Origin of the sequence: Salinicola sp. LHM (assembly GCF_034479735.1) — a bacterium.
Lineage (GTDB): Bacteria > Pseudomonadota > Gammaproteobacteria > Pseudomonadales > Halomonadaceae > Salinicola > Salinicola salarius.
In genome coordinates this window covers 3,886,172-3,906,752 of the sequence record NZ_CP140261.1, presented here as the reverse complement: position 1 = coordinate 3,906,752, position 20,581 = coordinate 3,886,172, and the positions used below count along the sequence as shown (strand labels likewise).

Genomic DNA, 20,581 nt, shown 5'->3' with positions numbered 1-20,581 from the left:
CACGAGCCACGAGCCACGAGCCACGAGCCACGAGCCACGAGCCACGAGCCACGAGCCACGAGCCACGAGCCACGAGCCACGAGCTACGAGCTACGAGCTACGAGCTACGAGCTACGAGCTACGAGCTACGAGCGTTGCCGTGCTGCCTCCCGGCGCCGGTCCAGCCAGAGCATGATCGACCCGGCGGTCATGCCGTGGAAGAGGATGGAGGCCAGTACCAGGAAGCTGACCAGCGTCCATGCGCTGTCGAGCTCGCCGAATTCCGCCTTGCTGCTGGCGTAGGCGAGATAGTAGAACGAGCCGACGCCACGGATCCCGAACAGGCTGACCACCGCCTTTTCCCTCGGTTTCATCTTGGAACCGATCAGCCCGATCATGCCGGCCAATGGCCGGATGACGAACAGGATCACCAGCCCTGCCACCGCCATTGGCCAGGTCAGGCCATCGAGCAGCGGCCCGGCCAGGCTGCCGCCGAACAGCACCAGCAGGAACATCATCAGCAGCCGTTCGATCTCTTCGGTGAAATCGTGCAGGCGCACGTGATAGTCGTGGGCTTCCTCCTGGGTACTGCGCAGGGCCAGCGCGCCGACGAACACGGCGATGAAGCCGTAGCCGTGGATCGCTTCTGCGCCGGCATAGGTGACGAAAGTGCCGCCCAGGGCGACGAAGCCCTGTCCGGTGCTGGCGAGAGACATTCGACCCGATCGAAACATCAGCAGCCCCAGCAGCCAGCCAAAGAACCAGCCTGCCGCGACGCCTGCCGTGATCCGCCACAATACATCCATGGTGAACCAGTCCCACGTCCACGCGCCGGGCGAGGTGCCGTTGATGGCCACGGCAATCGCCAGATAGGTGAACGGAAACGCCAGGCCGTCGTTGAGGCCGGCTTCCGAGGTCAGGCTGGCGCGCACCTTGTCGCCGGGCCCGGAGCTCGGCGGGCCGACCTGAACATCGGCGGCCAGCACCGGGTCGGTCGGTGCGATCACGGCGCCGATCAGCAGCGCGGTCTCCCACGGCAGGCCCAGGTAGTAGGCGCCCAGCGCGGCAATGCCGCCAATGGTCAGCGGCATGGTGATGCCCAGAAGACGCTGCGTGTCCGTCCAATGGCGCCATTTCAGCGGGTCGTCGATCTTCAGCCCGGCGCCGGCCAGCGAAATGATCACTGTCAGTTCCGTGAGTATCTCGAGCGTCCTGACGTGTGCCGTGGGCTGCAATTCCTCCGCGCCGAGCTGCGAAAACAGGGCGAACCCGATACCGATGCAGATGATCGGCAGCGACAGCGGCAGTTTCGGTGTCAACGTCGGCACCCAGGCGACCAGCAGTATCAATGTACCCAGGCCACCCAGAACAATGATATGGGGGTCCATCCAGACTCGATCTCCCTATCTCTCCATCTCACTATGCGAGAGCCGGGATCCTTCCCGGCAGATGGTGAAGCAGTCACATACTATGGACCACAAACGACAAGTTCACGACTGCCGCAGGAGATGGCGAAAGCTCGCGTTTAATGCAGATCACCACCAGGCATGGAAATGGTGCGGTGGCCCTTTGCCCTGTCCGACATCGAGGCGCTCGCTGGCTATCAAGGCCTGATGCAGCCATTGCTTGGCCGCTTCGATGGCGCCGGCGACATCGGCCTTCTCGGGTGGCAGGTGGGCAAGGCTGGCGGCAATCGCCGATGAGAGGGCACAACCGGCCCCATGGAGGTTGCGTGTCGGCAGGCGTGGCGCATCCAGCCAGCGTTTGTCATTCGGCATCCACAACAGGTCAGGGCAGCTTTCCAGCGGCAGATGACCGCCTTTCAGCAGGCCATAGGGTGCTCCCAGCGCGGCGAGATCGCCGACCATCGACTCCATGCCGGCGAGGGTGCGGGGTGTCTCGGTGCCGAGCAGCGCGGCGGCTTCCGGCAGGTTGGGGGTGATCACGTCGGCCAGGGGGACCAGAATATCCCGCACGGCGCGTAGCCCTTCGTCGTCTACCAGGCGGTCGCCGCTCTTGGCGATCATTACCGGATCGAGCACGATCCAGCGCGGCCGGCGTCGCGTCAGCGCTTCGGCAATCGTTCCCGCTACCTCGCGGCTGGCGACCATGCCGATCTTGACCGCGTCGATCTCGACGTCGTCGAGCAGGTTGTCCAACTGGGTGCGAATCAGCGTCACCGATACCGGCTCGACGGCTGCCACGCCACGCGTGTTCTGCGCGATCACTGCCGTGATTACGTTGGTGGCGTACACGCCGAGCGCCGAAAACGTCTTGATGTCGGCCTGCAGGCCAGCGCCGCCGGAAGGGTCGGAGCCGGCGATCGTCAGGGCGTTGGGAATCGAGCGAGAAACCATGGGCGGATATTGCAAGCGACGGGAAAGCGTCTAGCCTAAGACAAGTTACCGCCATTGCCTAATGGCTAATGGCAAAGTCATTTCACGGGGCAGTAATTTTCGCAGGGTAGGGTGATCCTCGATAAGCCCGCCAGATTTGGCTACAAGCTGCAATAGGACTAATTAGCAGACTTGTTACTACGTTGCCATCGTGTAAAATCGTAAACTTACGAACCTGTCAGTTTCGGTTCTCAGTTTACTACCTCAGGTTTCATAACGTCTGCGAGGGAAGGCATGTCCGATCCGGTGTCAGCATGGATTGCCAACTACTGGGCTACCGGGTTGTTCGTGGTGGCCGTCGTTGGGCTCTGTGGATTGATGATCGGCGCTGCCAGCCTGCTGGGTGGCCGCAGCCAAGGACGCAGTAAATCCCTCCCTTTCGAATCCGGCATCGTTGGCACCGGCTCGGCGCGCCAACGGTTCTCGGTCAAGTTCTACCTCGTTGCGATGCTGTTCGTCATCTTCGACATCGAAGCCGTCTACCTGTTCGGTTGGGCCGTCTCCGTGCGTGAAGTGGGCTGGACAGGGTTTCTGGCAGCAGCAGTATTCATCCTCATTCTACTGGCCGGTCTGGTATATGACGCCCGCGTCGGCGCTCTCGACTGGGCGCCACGCAAGCGAGGACGCGAAGACGCGTCGAGAGCGCGTGAGCTGGCCGCCGTGCCGGGCGTCGACCGCCATGCACGCTGAAGGAAAAGGGCGCTTCGCCTCCGGCATATGGGATCGCGATGGCGATCGCCAAAAAGATAATGATGGAAGTCTGGCCTCCGTGACTGACCAGTGCTTCCTCGACCGTTTTTCTATCTGGTTTGTTGAGGCTCACTATGCAGTACACCCTGACCCGTGCGGAGGGAGGCGATTCCGCGGCTGATCGTTATCCTCTCGGCCAACGCGAGCTTGTCGACGATCCGATGAAGCAGCAGGTTCATCGCAACGTGTTCATGGGCAAGCTCGAGGACGTGCTTCATTCGGCAGTGAACTGGGGGCGCAAGAATTCATTGTGGCCCTACAACTTCGGCCTTTCCTGCTGCTACGTGGAAATGACCACGGCGTTTACCGCGCCTCATGACGTTGCCCGTTTCGGGGCGGAAGTGATTCGTGCCTCCCCGCGCCAGGCCGACTTCATGGTCATCGCCGGTACCTGCTTCATCAAGATGGCGCCCGTCATCCAGCAGCTCTACGACCAGATGCTCGAGCCCAAATGGGTGATCTCGATGGGTTCGTGTGCCAATTCCGGCGGCATGTACGATATCTATTCCGTCGTTCAGGGCGTCGACAAGTTCCTGCCGGTGGACGTCTACGTGCCCGGTTGTCCACCGCGTCCGGAAGCGTTCCTGCAAGGCCTTCAGCTGCTGCAGGATTCCATCCAGGAAGAGCGGCGTCCGCTTTCATGGGTGGTCGGGGATCAGGGTGTCTATCGCGCCGAAATGCCGTCTCAGCGTGAAAAGCACCGCGATCGTCGTATTGCGGTCAAGGAGCTGCGCACCCCGGATGGCATCTAGGGCGGTCGACCGTATCGATCGTCCTTGCCATTGATTCTTGTGGTCGTTCTCGACCATTGATTTTCGCACCGGGGGCCGCCAGCCATGACTGCAGCCGATGATTCTCAAAACGGCGCTTTTCAAAACGAGAGCACGATGACTTCCAGCGCTTCCCATGCCGCCGGCTCGGCCGACGTCGTGGCCGAACTGGCGCAACATTTCGGGGAAGCCGCCTTTACCCCGCAGGATACCCTGACCGGCATGCCGGTGATCTGGGTGGCGCGAGAGCATCTACGCGATGTCCTCGCGTATCTGCGCCGCGTGACCGGGCCCTTCTCGATGCTGTTTGACCTGAGCGCGGTCGACGAACGCTTGCGGACCCATCGTCGTGGCCTGCCGCCCGCGGACTTCACCGTCTTCTACCAGTTGCTGTCGGTCGAACGGAACGCTGACCTGATGATCAAGGTCGCGCTGCACGAACGGGATCTGACGCTGCCCTCGATCAGTGACATTTTCGTCAATGCCAACTGGTACGAGCGCGAGGTGTTCGACCTGTTCGGCATCGACTTTGCCGGCCACCCGCACCTGACCCGGATCATGATGCCGCCGACCTGGACCGGCCATCCGCTGCGCAAGGACTACTCCGCCCGCGCCACCGAGTTCGACCCCTATACGCTGACGGTGAAAGGGCAGGAGGTCGAGCAGGAGGCGCTGCGCTTCGACCCGGCCCAGTGGGGCATGAAGCGCGAAGGCGAAGAGACCGAGTTCATGTTCCTCAACCTCGGTCCCAACCACCCCTCGGCGCATGGCGCTTTCCGCATCGTGCTCCAGCTCGACGGCGAAGAGGTCGTCGATTGCGTGCCGGACATCGGCTATCACCACCGTGGCGCCGAGAAGATGGCCGAGCGCCAGTCCTGGCACAGCTTCATTCCTTACACGGATCGCATCGACTACACCGGCGGGGTGATGAACAACCTGCCCTACGTACTGGCGGTGGAGAAGCTGGCCGGCATCACCGTAACGGACCGGGCCAGGACGATCCGGGTCATGATGGCCGAGATGTTCCGTATCAACAGCCACCTGCTGTTCCTGGGTACCTACCTGCAGGATCTGGGGGCGATGACGCCGGTGTTCTTCACCTTCACCGACCGCCAGAAAGCCTATGAGGTGATCGAGGCGATTACCGGCTTCCGCATGCACCCGGCGTGGTATCGCATCGGCGGCACCGCCCATGACCTGCCCAATGGCTGGGACAAGCTGGTCCAGGGTTTCGTCAACTGGATGCCCAAGCGTCTGGCCGAATACGAGAAGGCGATGATGGAAAACGCCATCGTGCGGGACCGCACCAAGCACGTCGCCGCCTTCGATACTCAGCAGGCGCTCGACTGGGGCGTTACCGGCCCCAACCTGCGCGCCACCGGGCTCGATTTCGACCTGCGCAAGAAGCGCCCTTACTCCGGCTACGAGAACTTCGACTTCGAGGTGCCGACGGCCGTCAATGGCGATGCCTTCGATCGCGGCATGCTGCGTATCGAGGAGATGCGTCAGAGCGTGCGCATCCTTCAGCAGTGCATCGACCATATGCCGGCGGGCGACTACAAGGCCGATCATCCGCTGACCACGCCGCCGCCGCGGGAAAAGATGCTCCAGCACATCGAGACGCTGATCACGCACTTCCTGCAGGTTTCCTGGGGGCCGGTGCTGCCGGCCGCCGAGTCGATGCAGATGATCGAGGCGACCAAGGGCATCAACAGTTATTACCTGACCAGCGACGGCAGCACCATGAGCTATCGCACGCGTATTCGTACGCCCAGCTTCCCGCATCTCCAGCAGATTCCTGCCGTGATGCGCGGCGGCTTCGTGCCGGACCTGATCGCTCATCTGGGCAGTATCGATTTCGTCATGGCTGACGTGGATCGTTGAATGAGGCCGTTGGAGACGAACATGAACCAGACAACCGCCAGTTCCATCGCCGCGACGATCGCCAGCGATGCGTTTGCGCTCGATCCTGCCGATCGCGAGGCCATTCTGGAGGAGCGGGCACATTATCCCTATCCGCAGGCGGCGAGTATCGAAGCACTCAAGATCGTGCAGAAGCGTCATGGCTACGTGCCGGACGGTGCAATTCCGGCCATTGCCGAGACGCTGGGAATCCGTATCGCCGACGTCGAGGGCGTGGCGACCTTCTACAGCCTGATCTTCCGCCAGCCGGTCGGCCGTCACGTCATCCTGATCTGCGACAGCAGCTCCTGCTTCCTGACCGATTACGAGGAGCTGCGTGACGCCTTTGTCGCGCATCTGGGCATCCAGATGGGCCAGACCACGGCGGACGGACGCTTCACGCTGCTGCCGGTGTGCTGTCTCGGCGCCTGCGATCGTGGTCCCACGATTCTGATCGGCGAGGATCTGCATGGCCCGGTGACGCCGGACCAGATCCCCCGACTGCTGGAGGCCTACTCATGACCTTGATGCGCACGACGCAGGAGACAGAGACATGAGCCGCATTCTGCAATCCGCCAGCGAGCGTCGCGCCGAGACCCACCCGCTGACTTGGCGCCTGCACGACGACCAGTCACCCGTGCTGCTCGACGAGTACCGCAGCACCCAGGGCTACGAGGCGGTCACCAAGGCGCTCGAACAGCACACCTACGAGTCGCTGACCGAAGAGGTCAAGACCGCCAACCTGCGCGGTCGCGGCGGCGCCGGCTTCTCGGCGGGCTTCAAGTGGAGCCTGACGATGAAAGGCGAGGACGTTCCGCGCGGCTACATCGTCTGCAACGCCGACGAGATGGAGCCGGGCACGTTCAAGGATCGCCTGCTGATGGAGCAGCAGCCCCACCTGCTGATCGAGGGCATGATCCTGGCCGGCTTCGCCAACCGTTCGAAGCAGGGCTACATCTTCCTGCGCGGCGAATACCACCGCGCCGCCGCCTCGATTCAGCGCGCCCTGCGTGAGGCCCGCGCCGACGGCTGGCTGGGTGCGGACGTGCGCGGCAGTGGCTGGGATTTCGACATCGCCCTTCATACCGGGGCCGGCCGCTATATCTGCGGTGAAGAGACTGCCCTGATCAACTCGCTCGAAGGCAAGCGCGCCAATCCGCGGGCCAAGCCACCGTTTCCTGGTCAGTCCGGTGCCTGGGGGCTGCCGACGGTGGTCAACAACGTCGAGACGCTGTGCAACGTGCCGGGCATCGTCAATCACGGCGCCGACTGGTTCCAGGCGCTCTCCGACGATCTCAGCAGCGATGGCGGCACCAAGCTCTACGGGGTTTCCGGCAAGGTCAAGACCCCTGGCCTGTGGGAGTTGCCGATGGGCACCACTGGCAACCGGATCCTCGAGCTCGCCGGGGGCATGCGCGATGGGCTGACGCTCAAGAGCTGGCTGCCCGGCGGGGGCAGTACCGGCTTCCTGCTGCCGGAACACCTCGAGCTGGCGCTCGATTTCGATACCATCGGCAAGACCGGCAGCCGCATGGGCACCGGGCTTTTGACCGTCGTCGCCGACAACCAGAGCATGGTGTCGTTGACCCGCAATCTCGAAGAGTTCTTCGCCCGCGAGTCCTGCGGCTGGTGTACGCCATGCCGCGATGGCCTGCCGTGGAGCGTCAAGCTGCTGCGGGCGCTGGAGGCGGGCGAGGGCGAGCCCGGCGACATCGAGCTGCTGGAGCAGATGGCCCGCGACCTTGGGCCCGGCAAGACCTTCTGCGCCCACGCGCCGGGGGCGGCGATGCCGCTGGCATCCGCGATTCATTATTTCCGTGACGAGTTCGAGCGTGGCATCACCCGACCCAAGGGTGAAGCGCACGCGGACCCGATCCCGGTCGGCAGCGTGTAGGAGGAGTTCGACGCCATGGCCACCATTCACGTCGACGGCAACGACTACGAAGTCGAAGACAGCGACAACCTGCTCCACGCCTGCCTTTCGCTGGGGCTGGATATCCCCTATTTCTGCTGGCATCCGGCGATGGGCAGCGTCGGTGCCTGCCGCCAGTGCGCGGTGAAGCAGTACAAGGACGCCGACGACGACCGCGGCATGCTGGTGATGTCCTGCATGGCACCGGTCAAGGACGATGCCTACATCTCCATCGCCGACGAGGAGGCCAAAGCCTTCCGCCAGACAGTGATCGAGTGGCTGATGGTCAATCATCCGCACGACTGCCCGGTGTGCGAAGAGGGCGGCCACTGCCATCTGCAGGACATGACGGTGATGACGGGCCACGATCGCCGTCGTTATCGCTTCCGCAAGCGGACCCATCGCAACCAGAACCTGGGGCCGTTCATCGCCCACGAGATGAATCGCTGCATCACCTGCTATCGCTGCACGCGCTTCTACCAGGATTATGCCGGTGGCGAGGATCTGGGCGCTTTCGGCGCGCACGACAACGTCTACTTCGGCCGCGTCACCGACGGCACGCTGGAGAGCGAGTTCTCCGGCAACCTGACCGAAGTCTGCCCCACCGGCGTGTTCACCGATCAGACGCACTCCGACCACTACACCCGCAAATGGGACCTGCAGTTCGCGCCGAGCGTCTGCCACCAGTGCGCCAGCGGCTGCAACATCAGCCCCGGCGAGCGCTACGGCGACATTCGCCGGATCGAGAATCGCTACAACGGCGACGTCAACGGCTACTTCCTCTGTGATCGCGGCCGCTTCGGCTATGGCTACGTCAACCGCAAGGATCGGCCGACACGCCCCGAATACCGGGAGACCGATGGTGAAGCTCGCTCCATGGAAGTCGACGAGGCGCTGGACCGTGCCGCCGACGCGCTGCGCGGCGCCAGGCGGATCATCGGCATCGGTTCGCCCCGGGCCAGCCTCGAGAGCAACCATCGCCTGCGCCAGCTGGTTGGCGCGGACAACTTCTCCACCGGTATCGAAGCCGGCGAGCTGGCTCGAATCCGCCGGATGGAAGCGCTCAATCGCGAGACGGGGCTGGCGACGCCCAGCCTGCGCGAGATCGAACAGTGCGATGCGATTCTGGTACTCGGCGAGGATCTGATCCAGAGCGCCGCCCGCGTCGCGCTCTCGGTCCGTCAGGCGGTACGTGGCAAGGGCGCCGAGCTGGGTGCGGCCCGGGGCATTCCCGAATGGAACGCCGAAGCGGTGAAGACCATTGCTCAGGACGCCGGTCACCCGCTGTTTCTGGCGACGCCCGATGTCACCAAGCTCGACGGCATCGCGACCCGCGCCGAGCGCGCCGGACCCGACGACATCGCCCGTCTCGGGTTCGCCGTGGCGCATGCGCTCGACCCCACCGCGCCGGTCGTCGACGGGCTCGACGACGCGACATCGAAACTGGCCGAAGGTATCGCCGATGCGCTGATGGCGGCGAAGAAGCCGTTGGTCATCGCCGGCGAATCGCTGGGCTCGATGGCGATTCTCGAAGCGGCCGGCAATGTCGCCCGCGCCCTGGCACGGCGTCAGAAGGCAGACGCCGGCCTGACCCTCGTTCGTCGCGAAGCCAATAGCGTCGGGCTCGGGCTGCTCGGCGGCGAGTCTCTCGATTGGGCGCTGGAGCAGCTCGACACGGGCAGCGCCGACGGTGTGGTGATCCTCGAGAACGATCTCTATACCCGGCTGCCGGCGACGCGCGTGGACAGCGCACTCGCGCGGGCGGCAGCGGTCATTACGATCGATCATCAGCGTACGCCGATCTGGGAGCGCGCCGATATCGGCCTGCCGGCCGGGACCTTCGCCGAAAGCGACGGTACGCTGGTCAGCCTGGAAGGACGCGCGCAGCGCTTCTATCAGGTCTTCGATCCCAGCTACATGCGCCCCGATACCCGCATCCGCGAAAGCTGGCGCTGGTTGCATGCCCTGCATGCGACGCTGGATTGTCAGCCGGTGGAGACGGTTCTGCTCGACGACCTGACCCAGGCCGTCGCCGAGGACGCGCCGGCGTTGGCGCCGTTGCACCAGAACACGCCGGAAGCGATGTTCCGTATCCACGGCCTGAAGCTCGCCCGTGAGCCGCACCGCTACAGCGGCCGTACCGCGATGCGCGCCAACCTCAACGTCAACGAACCGCGCGCGCCGGTGGATCTCGACACACCCTTCGCCTTCTCGATGGAGGGCTATGCCGGCTATCAGGAACCGCGCCGCGATGTCGCCTTTGCCTGGGCGCCTGGCTGGAACTCGCCTCAGGCCTGGAACAAGTTCCAGGACGAGGTCGGTGGCCACCTGCGCGCCGGCGATCCGGGCAAGCGGCTGTTCACGGCGCCAGTGGCCGATGGCGACTACTGCACCGAGATTCCCGCCGCCTTCACGCCGCGCGCGGATGAATGGCAGGTGATCGATCTGCCGCAGCTGTTCGGCGGCGACGAGATGTCGCGTCGTGCCGAACCGATCCGCGAGCGGATGGCGGCTCCGCAGGTGGCGTTGAGCGAAGCCGATGCGGCGCGACTCGGCGTTGCCGCGGGCGACGTGGTCTCGATTTCGCTGGACGGTGCCGCCTTCGAGCTGCCGGCGCGGCTCAGTGCGGGAATGCCGAAAGGCATGATCGGGTTGCCAGGCGGCACGATTCAGGAGATCACCGGCGCGCTGACGCCGGGTGTCACGCGGTGGGGGCGCATCATGCGAGCCGGTGGGGAGCGTCAGGCTTCGGCCGAGGAGGTGCGTCCATGAGCTGGTGGACACCGCAAGTCGAAGCGACATTGATCGCGATGCTGCAGGCCGTGGTGATTCTGCTGGTCGTGGTCGTTTCCGGTGCGCTGCTGAGCATGATCGAGCGCCGCCTGCTGGCCCTGTGGCAGGACCGCTACGGCCCCAACCGGGTAGGGCCGTTCGGGCTTTTGCAGATCGCGGCGGACATGCTCAAGATCTTCTTCAAGGAAGACTGGATCCCGCCTTTCGCCGACCGCACCTTCTTCGTGCTGGCGCCGGCGATCGCCATGGCTTCGCTGCTGCTGTCGTTCATGGTCATTCCGATCACCCCCGGCTGGGGCGTGGCGGATCTCAACATCGGTATCCTGTTCTTCTTCGCGATGGCGGGCATCAACGTCTACGCCGTGCTGTTTGCCGGCTGGGCCAGCGGCAACAAGTACGCGCTGCTCGGTGCGCTGCGCGCCTCTGCCCAGACCCTTTCCTACGAAGTGTTCATGGGCCTGGCGGTGATGGGCATCGTCGCCATGACCGGCTCGTTCAACATGCGCGACATCGTCAACGCGCAGGAGAACGTCTGGTTCATCATTCCGCAGTTCTTCGGCTTCTGTACCTTCGTCATCGCCGGCATCGCGGTGACGCACCGTCACCCGTTCGATCAGCCCGAAGCCGAACAGGAGCTCGCCGACGGCTATCACATCGAATATTCCGGCATGAAGTGGGGCATGTTCTTCGTCGGCGAGTACATCGGCATCGTGCTGATCTCGGCGCTGCTGGTGACGCTGTTCTTCGGCGGCTGGCACGGACCATTGCTGCCGCCGATCGTCTGGTTCCTGCTCAAGACGGTGTTCTTCGTCATCCTGTTCGTGCTGTTGCGGGCGGCATTGCCGAGACCGCGCTACGACAAGGTGATGAGCTTCGGCTGGAAGGTTTGCCTGCCGCTGACACTCGTCAATCTATTGATCACCGGGGCGATGATTCTGCTCATCGACCCGGGTGTATAAGGGAGAGCGACCATGCTGAGTCAGATCCGGAAGATCGTATCCGGCACCGGCACGCAGCTGCGCACGCTGTGGATGGTGTTTTCGCATGCCTGGCGCAAGCGCGAGACGCTGCAGTATCCGGAAGAGCAGGTCTATCTGCCGCCGCGCTATCGCGGACGCATCGTGCTGACCCGCGACCCGGACGGCGAGGAGCGCTGTGTCGCCTGCAACCTGTGTGCGGTGGCGTGTCCGGTGGCCTGCATCTCGCTGCAGAAGGGCGAGAAAGAGGACGGGCGCTGGTACCCCGAGTTCTTTCGCATCAACTTCTCGCGCTGCATCTTCTGCGGCATGTGCGAGGAGGCCTGCCCGACCTCGGCGATTCAGTTGACCCCGGATTTCGAGATGAGCGAGTTTCGGCGTCAGGAGCTGGTCTACGAAAAGCAGGACCTGCTGATCGATGGTCCGGGCAAGGATCACAGCACCAATTTCTATCGCGTGGCGGGCCTGTCGATCGCGGGCAAGGACAAGGGCGAGGCGCAGAACGAGGCCGAGCCGATCGACGTCAAGTCGTTGATGCCATGAGTCATGGCATCGCTGCGCCGGAACTGTGGCGCCAACGTGCAGGTTGCGGTTCGAAGCCGTTTGCTGGGAGAGAAGCATGCAAATCGCGTTTTACTTGAGTGGGCTGGTCGCGATTCTCGCCACCCTTCGCGTCGTGACCGGCACCCATCCGGTACACGCATTGCTCTATCTGATCGTGTCGCTGATCGCCGTGGCGATGGTGTTCTTCGCCCTCGGTGCGCCGTTTGCCGGGGCGCTCGAGATCATCGTCTACGCCGGGGCGATCATGGTGCTGTTCGTGTTCGTGGTGATGATGCTCAATCTCGGCGAGTCGGCGGTGGAGCAGGAGCGTGCCTGGCTCCAGCCCAAGGCGTGGGTGGGGCCTGCGGTACTGACGGCGGTGTTGCTGATCGTGATGATCGTCACGCTGGTCAGCGGCGACTACGAAGGCAGCATCAGCGGCGAAACGCTGACGGCCAAGATGGTGGGGATCTCGTTGTTCGGCCCTTATCTGGTCATCGTCGAGCTGGCGGCCATGCTGCTGCTGGCGGCGCTGGTGGCGGCGTCGCATCTGGGTCGCAGCGAAGCGCACGATGAAGCCGACCTGGCCCGCGAGCGCCAGCGCGAGCTCAACGAGCAGGCTCGGGCAGATGTGGCGCCGGTTCGTGAAACCCCGGTCAATACACGCGAACAGAACCGCACGCAGGAGGGAAAGGCATGACGGGCATTCCGGTAGAACACGGCCTGTGGCTGGCGGCAATCCTGTTCGTGCTGGGGCTGGCCGGGCTGATGACGCGACGCAACATGCTGTTCGTGCTGATGAGCCTGGAGATCATGATGAACGCCGCCGGTCTGGCCTTCATCGTCGGCGGTACCCATTGGCACCAGCCCGACGGCCAGGTGATGTTCTTGATGATCATCACGCTGGCAGCGGCGGAGGCGAGCGTGGGGCTGGCGCTGTTGATGCAGCTCTATCGGCGCTTCAAGACTCTCGACATCGATGCGGCTAGCAGGTTGCGCGGATGAATCTACTTACCCTCACCTTCGTCTTCCCGCTGCTGGGATCGTTGATCCTGGCGCTCTCGTTCGGCCGGCTCTCCGAGCGGGCCAGCGCCACCATCGGTGTCGCCTCGATCGGCCTGGCGGCGCTATGCACGCTGTGGGTCGGGATCGATTTCTACGACCAGGGCCAGTCGGCGCAGACGCTGACGCTCTGGCACTGGATCACGGTGGGGGATTTCCAGCCCACCATGGGGCTGATGCTCGATGGCCTGTCGCTGACGCTGCTCGGCGTCATCACCGGCGTCGGTTTTTTCATCCACCTGTTCGCGGCCTGGTACATGCGCGGCGAAGAGGGCGTGACCCGCTTCTTCTGCCACATGAACCTGTTCGTGTTCAGCATGATCCTGCTGGTGCTGGGCGATAACCTGCTGCTGCTCTACTTCGGCTGGGAAGGGGTGGGGCTCTGCAGCTATCTGCTGATCGGCTACTACTACCGTACGTCAGCCAACGGCTGGGCGGCCTTCAAGGCGTTCGTCATCACGCGTACCGGCGACGTGTTCCTGGCGATCGGCATGTTCCTGCTCTATGTCGAGCTCGGCTCGCTCAATATCCAGACGCTGCTGGCGCGCGCGCCGGAGATCTGGAGCGAGGGCAGCCTGATGCCGCAGCTCGCGGCGCTGATGCTGCTCGGCGGGGCGATCGGCAAATCGGCACAGCTGCCGCTTCACACCTGGCTGGCGGACGCCATGGCCGGCCCCACACCGGTGTCGGCGTTGATCCATGCGGCAACCATGGTCACCGCAGGCGTCTATCTGATCGCACGCATGAACGGGATCTTCCTGCTGGCACCGGATGTGCTGCTGCTGGTTGGGGTAATCGGCGCGCTGACGCTGCTGGTGGCGGGGTTCGCGGCGCTGGCGCAGACCGACATCAAGCGCGTGCTGGCGTATTCGACCATGAGCCAGATCGGTTACATGTTCCTGGCGTTGGGCGTCGGCGCGTTCGATGCGGCGATCTTCCACCTGATGATCCATGCCTTCTTCAAGGCGCTGCTGTTCCTCTCTGCCGGCTCGGTGATCGTCTGTACCCATCACGAGCAGGACATGCGCCGTCTCGGTGGCCTGTGGCGCAAGCTGCCGCTGACCTACGCCGGGTTCATCGTCGGGGGCGCGGCACTGGCGGCCCTGCCGCTGGTCACGGCGGGTTTCTACAGCAAGGACGCGATCCTGGTGTCGGCGCTCGCTTCCGGCCACGGCGTGCTGATGCTCGCCGGCCTGCTTGGCGCGCTGCTGACCTCGATCTACACCGTGCGCCTGATTCTCGGCACCTTCCATGGTGCGCCGAAGAGCGATCATGCCCGCGACGCCCACGCCGGCAAGGGTCTGGTGCATGGCGTACCACTGGTCGTGCTGATCGTGATGTCGACCGCGATCGGGGCACAACTGACGCCGCCGCTGGACGAGGTGTTGCCTCCCGGGCCGGCGGGAGAGGGGCTGGGAACTCATGTTCTCGAAGTCGTCGCGATGATCGTGGCCGTCGGCGGCGTGCTGTTCGCCGGCTGGCTGTTCAAGCGTCGTCGCGACCTGATTCGCCGCGGGATGGCGGATCCACGCGGCGCTCGGCTGTGGACGTTCTGGCACAACGCCTGGGGTTTCGATGCGCTCTACGACTGGCTGTTCGTGCGCCCTTATCAAGGGTTGGTCAGGGTCAATCGAGACGACTGGATCAACTCGCTGTGCAATATCCTGCCGTGGCTGGCGCGAGCCTCGCACCACGGGCTGCGCATGACCCAGACGGGGCTGATGCGCCATTACGCCGTGTCGATGGTGCTGGGGGCGACGCTGCTGCTTGCCTTCCTGCTGGTGGGCTGACACATGAGCGCAGGAACGATGCACAGTGCTGGCGGCTCGGCGACATCGTGTCGGGAGCACACGGAATTCACTCTATCGCGGATGGCTGATTCATGACTCTGGTCTGGCTGATACTGATCCCCTTCATTGGCGGCCTGCTGTGCTGGCAGGCCGAACGCTTCGGCGACCAGGCGCCACGCTGGATCGCGCTTGGCACCATGCTGCTCGAGCTGGCGATGGTGCTGGGGCTGTGGGTCGGTAGCGACTTCAGCCTGCCGGCGGAAGGTGCCGCCAACGCCTGGACACTGGAGTGGCAGGCCGACTGGATTCCACGTTTCGGCATTCAGGTACATCTGGCGATTGACGGATTGTCGCTGTTGATGATCGCGCTGACCGGGCTGCTCGGCGCCATGGCCGTGATCTGCTCGTGGAAGGAGATCGTGCAGCGGGTCGGATTCTTCCACCTCAACCTGCTGTGGATTCTCGGTGGCGTGGTCGGGGTCTTTCTCGCCATCGACCTGTTCCTGTTCTTCCTGTTCTGGGAAATGATGCTGGTGCCGATGTATTTCCTGATCGCGCTGTGGGGCCACAGCGGCTCCCGGGGCAGTTCGCGGATCGGCGCGGCCACCAAGTTCTTCATCTATACCCAGGCCAGCGGCCTGCTGATGCTGATTGCCATTCTTGGGCTGGTGTTCGCTCACCATGGCGCCACCGGTGAATACACCTTCGCCTATGCGGATCTGCTCGATACGCCGCTGTCCGAAACCACCGCCTGGTGGCTGATGCTCGGCTTCTTCGTCGCCTTCGCGGTCAAGCTGCCGGTGGTGCCGCTGCACGGCTGGCTACCGGATGCTCACGCCCAGGCACCGACTGCGGGCAGCGTGGATCTCGCCGGCATTCTGCTCAAGACGGCGGCCTACGGCATGCTGCGCTTTGCGCTGCCGCTGTTCCCGGAAGCCTCCCAGGCTTTCGCGCCGGTGGCGATGACGCTGGGACTGATCGGCATCTTCTACGGCGCGATTCTCGCCTGCGGCCAGCAGGACCTGAAACGCCTGATCGCCTACACCAGTATTTCCCACATGGGCTTCGTGCTGATCGGCATCTACGCCGGTACCGAACTGGCGCTGCAGGGCGTGGTGGCGCTGATGGTGGCGCATGCGTTTTCCGCCGCCGGACTGTTCATTCTTTCCGGCCAGCTCTACGAGCGTCTGCATACCCGCGACATGCGCCAGATGGGTGGCCTGTGGGGGCGTATCCGCGGTCTGCCGGGGTTCGCACTGGTGTTCGTGGCGGCATCGCTGGGTCTGCCCGGTACCGCCAATTTCGTTGGTGAATTCATGGTGATGTTCGGTTCATTCGGCGTCGCGCCCTGGATCGTGGTCATTGCCAGTGTTGGCCTGATCCTGGCTGCCGTCTATTCGCTGTTCATCATGCAGCGGGTCTACTACGGGCCGCCGAGGGAGGAGACGCCGCTGGCGGGGCTGGATCGACGCGAGACGGTACTGCTGTTCGGCATCGTCGCCCTGGTGGTGTTCTTCGGCATCTATCCCCAGCCGTTGCTGGATACCTCTGCCGGCGCCATGCAGATCGTGCAACAGAGCGTTCAGCAAGCCGGGGCGATGATGGGAGGTGCCCAATGAGCCACGCTACCATGATGGCATTGCTGGCCATTTCTCCGCTGATTCTGGTCTGCCTGACCGTGATCGTGGTGATGCTGTCGATCGCCTGGCAGCGTAATCACACGCTGAGCGCGATCCTGACCGCCGTCGGGCTCAACGTGGCGCTGCTGGCGTTGCTGTTCGGCTGGAGCTTGGGCACGGTCGACGTCACGTCGGTACTGGTGGTCGACGATCTGTCACGCTTCGGCGGCGTGCTGGTGCTGATGTCGACGCTGGCCTGCGTCACGCTGGCCCACCACTATCTGGAAGGTTACGAAGGTCCGCGGGACGAGTTCTACCTGCTGTTGCTGAGTGCCGCGGCTGGCGGAATGGTGCTGGTGTCGGCACGCCACATGACGACGCTATTCTTCGGCATCGAGCTTTTGTCGATGCCGCTGTTCGGGATGCTTGCCTATACCTTCCGCGATCGTGGCGCGCTGGAAAGCGGTATCAAGTACATGGTGCTGTCGGCGGCAGCCACCGCCTTTCTGCTCTTCGGCATGGCGCTGCTCTACGCGGTGACCGGTACGCTGGATTTCGCCGAACTGGGCGAGGCGCTGTCGGCCTATGGTAGCGACCCCTGGCTGCTCGCCGGTGCCGGCATGCTGCTGGTAGGACTGGCGTTCAAGCTCTCCATCGTGCCGTTTCATCTGTGGACGCCGGACGTCTATCAGGGCGGCCCCGGGCCGGCCACGACGTTCCTGGCTACGGCCAGCAAGGTGGCGGTGTTCCTGGTGCTGCTGCGGCTGTTCCAGTCGACGCTGGCCTTCCATCAGGACTGGTGGCACGACCTGCTCGGCTTCATCGCCGTGGTCACCATGCTGGTGGGTAACCTGCTGGCGCTGACCCAGAACGACCTCAAGCGCCTGCTTGGCTATTCATCGATCGCCCATTTCGGCTATCTGCTGGTGGCATTGGTGGTCAACGACGGGCTGGCCGTGGAGACGGTAGGGGTCTATCTGGTGACCTACGTCCTGACCACGCTCGGGGCCTTCGGTGTGGTCACGCTGGTGTCGAGCCCCTACGTCGCTACCGGCGGTACGGCCGATGCTAGCCCGCTTCACCATTATCGTGGTCTGTTCTGGCGTCGGCCCTATCTCACGGCGGTGATGACGGTATCGATGCTGTCGCTGGCGGGGATTCCGTTCACGGCGGGCTTCATCGGCAAGTTCTACATCATCGCCGTGGGTGTCGAAGCGCATCGCTGGTGGCTGGTCGGCAGCGTGGTGCTGGGAAGCGCCATCGGGCTCTATTACTACCTGCGGGTGATGGTCACGCTGTTCCTGCACGAGCCCGGCATGCAGCGTCGCGATGCGACCCACGACTGGGCCGAACGCGCCGGTGGCATGGTGGTGCTGGGCGTGGCCACGCTGGTGATCCTGCTGGGGCTCTACCCGACGCCGATGATCAACTGGGTAAACTGGGTGGCGGGATGATGACCGGCGGATGATCGCTGGCCATCTCGATCCGGCATGAAAAGCGTCTCCTCGGAGGCGCTTTTTCGTATCTCAGTCGTATCTCAGGTGTCCGTGCTGCGATCGGCGCCGAGGCCGATGCTTCGCCGGCAGGCGACCGGCAGGTGGATGTCCACGGCAATGGGAAGGTGGTCCGAGAACATCGCCTCCAGCACCCGAGGCTGTTCGGCCTTCAGCGATGACGACAGCAGGATATGGTCCAGCGCCCGGCGGGGTTGCCAGGCCGGATAACTGAGCTGCGGCTTGAGCGGGTTGAGGTCCAGTGCGCGACAGAAGCGCGGATGCGCCAGCAGCTGCTCCGGCGTGCAGTTCAGATCGCCCATGACCACCACGTGATGCAGCGGCTCGATGATCTCGCCGAGGTAGTCGAGCTGCCGCAGGCGGCCGCGCTGGCTGAGCGCCAGGTGAGCGACGAAGACATGCAGGGCATCCGGTCCTTCACCGTAGCGGGCATGGATCGCCCCACGCCCGCGCATGCCGGGCAGACGGTGCTCGTCGACCCGGTTGGGTGTCAGACGCGACAGCAACCCGTTGCTGTGCTGGGCGACATGCCCCAGGTTGCGGTTGAGCTGCTGGAAGTGGAAATCGAACGCCGAGCGTTTGGCGAGGTATTCCACCTGATTGACGTGGCTGGAGCGGAAGCTGCCGCCGTCGACCTCCTGTAGCCCGACGATATCGTAGGCCGATAACGTACTGGCCACGACATCGAGGCGCGAACTGCGCTTGGGATGGGGCAGCAGATGTTGCCAGCTTCGCGTGAAATAGTGGTGATAGGCCGAGGTATGAATGCCGACCTGCAGATTGCAGGTCAGCAATTTCAATGTCGGCGCGACCTCGCTGGCGGGTGTCGAGGCGGCTAGGGACATGGCGTCACTCGCTCTCGGTGCGTTCCTCGCGAACCTTCTCGATCAGCGCGCTGGCGATCTTGGGCATGTTTTCCAGCGAGCCGGCGGAGTCTGGCGTGACGACATAGCGGCCGTCGACGATCAGGTCGGGAACGCCCATCAGCTTGTAACCGCGCATCTTGGCGGAAGCCTGCTGGATCTCGCTTTTCACGCCGAAGGAGTCGAGCGCCTTGAGCGCTTCATCCTTGCTGACACCGTAGTTGGTGAAGAACTCGGCAATGTCGTCCTTGTCGGTCAGGCGCTGGCCGTCCTTGTGGATGGCGTCGAAAAAGTCCTGGCGCAGTTTCTCTTCGATGCCGAGCTGTTCGGCCGCGTAGAAGGCCGTGGCGTGCTGTTCCCATACCTTGCCCAGCGGCGCTGCCATGCGATCGAAAGTGACGTCGTCGGGAAGCTGGGCGACCCACTCGTTGAGCGGCTCTTCCAGCGCGTAACAGTGGGGACAGCCATACCAGAACACTTCGGTGACCGCGATCTGGTCCGCCGGCACGTCCGTTTTCATCGGCTCGTCGACGACTTGATAGTCCTGACCTTCGACGATATCCGCCGCCATCACTGCGCCCGAGAATGTCAGTCCGGCCAATAGCGCCATAAAAGACTTGATCATGCGTTACTGCTCCTGAATATCGAAAATCATTGTCGATGACATCATGTTCCATGAAACCGTTGTCGGCGGTGGCGCCACGGGTATTGGAGCCCCGAAGGACCGCGAGGTTCCCTTGCTAGCCTGCTACCGACCGGTTTCTCTTAGCCTGACAGAAATGGGCGCAAAAGCGTAGGGCACCAAACGCTCGTCCGGGGAGCGTCGAACCGAAATCTCGTCTGCGGAAGCGTTGAACAGCAGCCTCGACGTCGGGAGCGCCGAACGTCACGCCTCATCCTGGGCGGAATACGCGTGGTACACTGCGCGACGTTACCGTCTCAAGATAATCGAGCCTGCCATGACTGCCACTCCCGAGCGCCGCAACTACCAGACGGCGACCTTTCTGATCAGTGCCCCGACGCTGGCCAAATGCCCGCCGGATCGAGGCGTCGAGGTCGCGTTCGCGGGGCGCTCCAACGCCGGCAAGTCCAGTGCCATCAACGCGCTGACTCAGCAGCGGGCGCTGGCGCGCACCTCGAAGACACCGGGACGCACGCAGTTGATCAACTTCTTCACGCTGCAGAACGACGACCAGATCAGGCTTGTCGACCTGCCGGGTTACGGCTACGCCAAGGTGCCGGAGGCGATGAAGAAGGAGTGGCAGGCGCATCTCGCCGATTACCTGCAACGCCGCCGGTCGCTGGGCGGGTTGATTCTGTTGATGGACGTTCGTCATCCGCTCAGCGATTTCGATATCCAGCTGCTCGAGATGGCGGACGATCGCGAACTGCCGGTGCATATCCTGCTGACCAAGGCGGACAAGCTGAAACAGGGGCCCGCCAAGGCCTCGCTGCAGCAGGTCAGGAAACGGCTGGCCGAGTGGGAGGACCTGGTCAGCGTGCAGCTCTTCTCCTCGCTGAAGCGCCAAGGGCTGGATCAGGCGTATGGCGTGATGGATCGATGGTTGGCAGATTGATCCACTTGGGCTATCGACTCATTCGAGTTGTCCCAGCTTACGTTGAATTCGCCACCCCAATGACGCCTATTCAGGGCAGCACTGCACGACGCATCGCTGAACCGGGTCTTGCGACAGGGATGTCGCAAGAGGCG

18 protein-coding genes are annotated in these 20,581 nt (G+C 63.7%); 14 read left to right on the top strand and 4 right to left on the bottom strand.

The window, feature by feature from the left end; all coding sequences use genetic code 11:
• Positions 1 to 125 precede the first annotated feature (125 nt).
• Entirely contained in the window at positions 126 to 1,367 is a 1,242-nt protein-coding gene (locus R5R73_RS17790) for a sodium:proton antiporter (RefSeq protein WP_322528216.1), read from the bottom strand.
• A 147-nt stretch (positions 1,368 to 1,514) separates the two neighbouring features.
• Positions 1,515 to 2,336 (bottom strand): bifunctional hydroxymethylpyrimidine kinase/phosphomethylpyrimidine kinase, encoded by an 822-nt coding sequence (gene thiD / locus R5R73_RS17785; RefSeq protein ID WP_110633841.1) that lies wholly within the window; start codon positions 2,334 to 2,336, stop codon positions 1,515 to 1,517.
• 273 nt (positions 2,337 to 2,609) lie between these two features.
• Here thiD and R5R73_RS17780 point away from each other — a divergent pair, with 273 nt between their 5' ends.
• The 13 genes from R5R73_RS17780 to nuoN all read left to right on the top strand — a co-directional run bounded on the left by R5R73_RS17780 (position 2,610) and on the right by nuoN (position 17,947).
• Entirely contained in the window at positions 2,610 to 3,065 is a 456-nt protein-coding gene (locus R5R73_RS17780) for an NADH-quinone oxidoreductase subunit A (RefSeq protein WP_071231003.1), read from the top strand.
• A gap of 134 nt (positions 3,066 to 3,199) precedes the next feature.
• Entirely contained in the window at positions 3,200 to 3,877 is a 678-nt protein-coding gene (locus R5R73_RS17775) for a NuoB/complex I 20 kDa subunit family protein (RefSeq protein WP_071231002.1), read from the top strand.
• Between the two features lie 135 nt (positions 3,878 to 4,012).
• Positions 4,013 to 5,779 carry an NADH-quinone oxidoreductase subunit C/D gene (gene nuoC / locus R5R73_RS17770; RefSeq protein WP_322528215.1) on the top strand — a complete coding sequence of 589 codons (1,767 nt, stop codon included), beginning with the start codon at positions 4,013 to 4,015 and terminating at the stop codon, positions 5,777 to 5,779.
• A gap of 21 nt (positions 5,780 to 5,800) precedes the next feature.
• Positions 5,801 to 6,319 (top strand): NADH-quinone oxidoreductase subunit NuoE, encoded by a 519-nt coding sequence (gene nuoE / locus R5R73_RS17765; protein ID WP_276231762.1) that lies wholly within the window; start codon positions 5,801 to 5,803, stop codon positions 6,317 to 6,319.
• Positions 6,320 to 6,350: 31 nt separating this feature from the next.
• Positions 6,351 to 7,691 (top strand): NADH-quinone oxidoreductase subunit NuoF, encoded by a 1,341-nt coding sequence (gene nuoF, locus R5R73_RS17760; RefSeq protein ID WP_322528214.1) that lies wholly within the window; start codon positions 6,351 to 6,353, stop codon positions 7,689 to 7,691.
• Positions 7,692 to 7,706: 15 nt separating this feature from the next.
• Entirely contained in the window at positions 7,707 to 10,481 is a 2,775-nt protein-coding gene (nuoG, locus tag R5R73_RS17755) for an NADH-quinone oxidoreductase subunit NuoG (protein WP_322528213.1), read from the top strand.
• Positions 10,478 to 11,461, top strand: a complete 984-nt coding sequence (gene nuoH / locus R5R73_RS17750) for an NADH-quinone oxidoreductase subunit NuoH (protein WP_071230997.1) — start codon at positions 10,478 to 10,480, stop codon at positions 11,459 to 11,461. The genes nuoG and nuoH overlap by 4 nt, the downstream gene beginning before the upstream one ends.
• A 12-nt stretch (positions 11,462 to 11,473) precedes the next feature.
• Complete coding sequence (gene nuoI / locus R5R73_RS17745; protein WP_071230996.1) at positions 11,474 to 12,022, top strand: NADH-quinone oxidoreductase subunit NuoI; 549 nt, start codon at positions 11,474 to 11,476, stop codon at positions 12,020 to 12,022.
• Positions 12,023 to 12,098: 76 nt separating this feature from the next.
• A complete protein-coding gene (nuoJ, locus tag R5R73_RS17740) occupies positions 12,099 to 12,722 on the top strand; it encodes an NADH-quinone oxidoreductase subunit J (protein ID WP_110633852.1) in 624 nt (207 codons plus the stop codon).
• Positions 12,719 to 13,027 (top strand): NADH-quinone oxidoreductase subunit NuoK, encoded by a 309-nt coding sequence (gene nuoK, locus R5R73_RS17735; RefSeq protein ID WP_110633855.1) that lies wholly within the window; start codon positions 12,719 to 12,721, stop codon positions 13,025 to 13,027. The genes nuoJ and nuoK overlap by 4 nt, the downstream gene beginning before the upstream one ends.
• Positions 13,024 to 14,874, top strand: a complete 1,851-nt coding sequence (gene nuoL / locus R5R73_RS17730) for an NADH-quinone oxidoreductase subunit L (protein WP_322528212.1) — start codon at positions 13,024 to 13,026, stop codon at positions 14,872 to 14,874. Before nuoK ends, nuoL begins: the two co-directional genes overlap by 4 nt.
• Before the next feature lie 92 nt (positions 14,875 to 14,966).
• A complete protein-coding gene (gene nuoM, locus R5R73_RS17725) occupies positions 14,967 to 16,493 on the top strand; it encodes an NADH-quinone oxidoreductase subunit M (RefSeq protein WP_322528211.1) in 1,527 nt (508 codons plus the stop codon).
• Positions 16,490 to 17,947: an NADH-quinone oxidoreductase subunit NuoN gene (nuoN, locus tag R5R73_RS17720; RefSeq protein WP_322528210.1), complete on the top strand. Its 1,458-nt coding sequence runs from the start codon at positions 16,490 to 16,492 to the stop codon at positions 17,945 to 17,947. The genes nuoM and nuoN overlap by 4 nt, the downstream gene beginning before the upstream one ends.
• A gap of 83 nt (positions 17,948 to 18,030) precedes the next feature.
• Here the strand turns inward: nuoN and R5R73_RS17715 are convergent, their stop codons facing one another.
• Positions 18,031 to 18,852, bottom strand: coding sequence for an endonuclease/exonuclease/phosphatase family protein (locus R5R73_RS17715; protein WP_110633866.1), 822 nt, complete (start codon positions 18,850 to 18,852; stop codon positions 18,031 to 18,033).
• A 4-nt stretch (positions 18,853 to 18,856) separates the two neighbouring features.
• A complete protein-coding gene (locus tag R5R73_RS17710; RefSeq protein WP_110633869.1) occupies positions 18,857 to 19,495 on the bottom strand; it encodes a thiol:disulfide interchange protein DsbA/DsbL in 639 nt (212 codons plus the stop codon).
• Between the two features lie 334 nt (positions 19,496 to 19,829).
• Between R5R73_RS17710 and yihA the strand changes: the two genes are divergently transcribed.
• Entirely contained in the window at positions 19,830 to 20,447 is a 618-nt protein-coding gene (gene yihA, locus R5R73_RS17705) for a ribosome biogenesis GTP-binding protein YihA/YsxC (protein ID WP_322528209.1), read from the top strand.
• Positions 20,448 to 20,581: the final 134 nt, after the last annotated feature.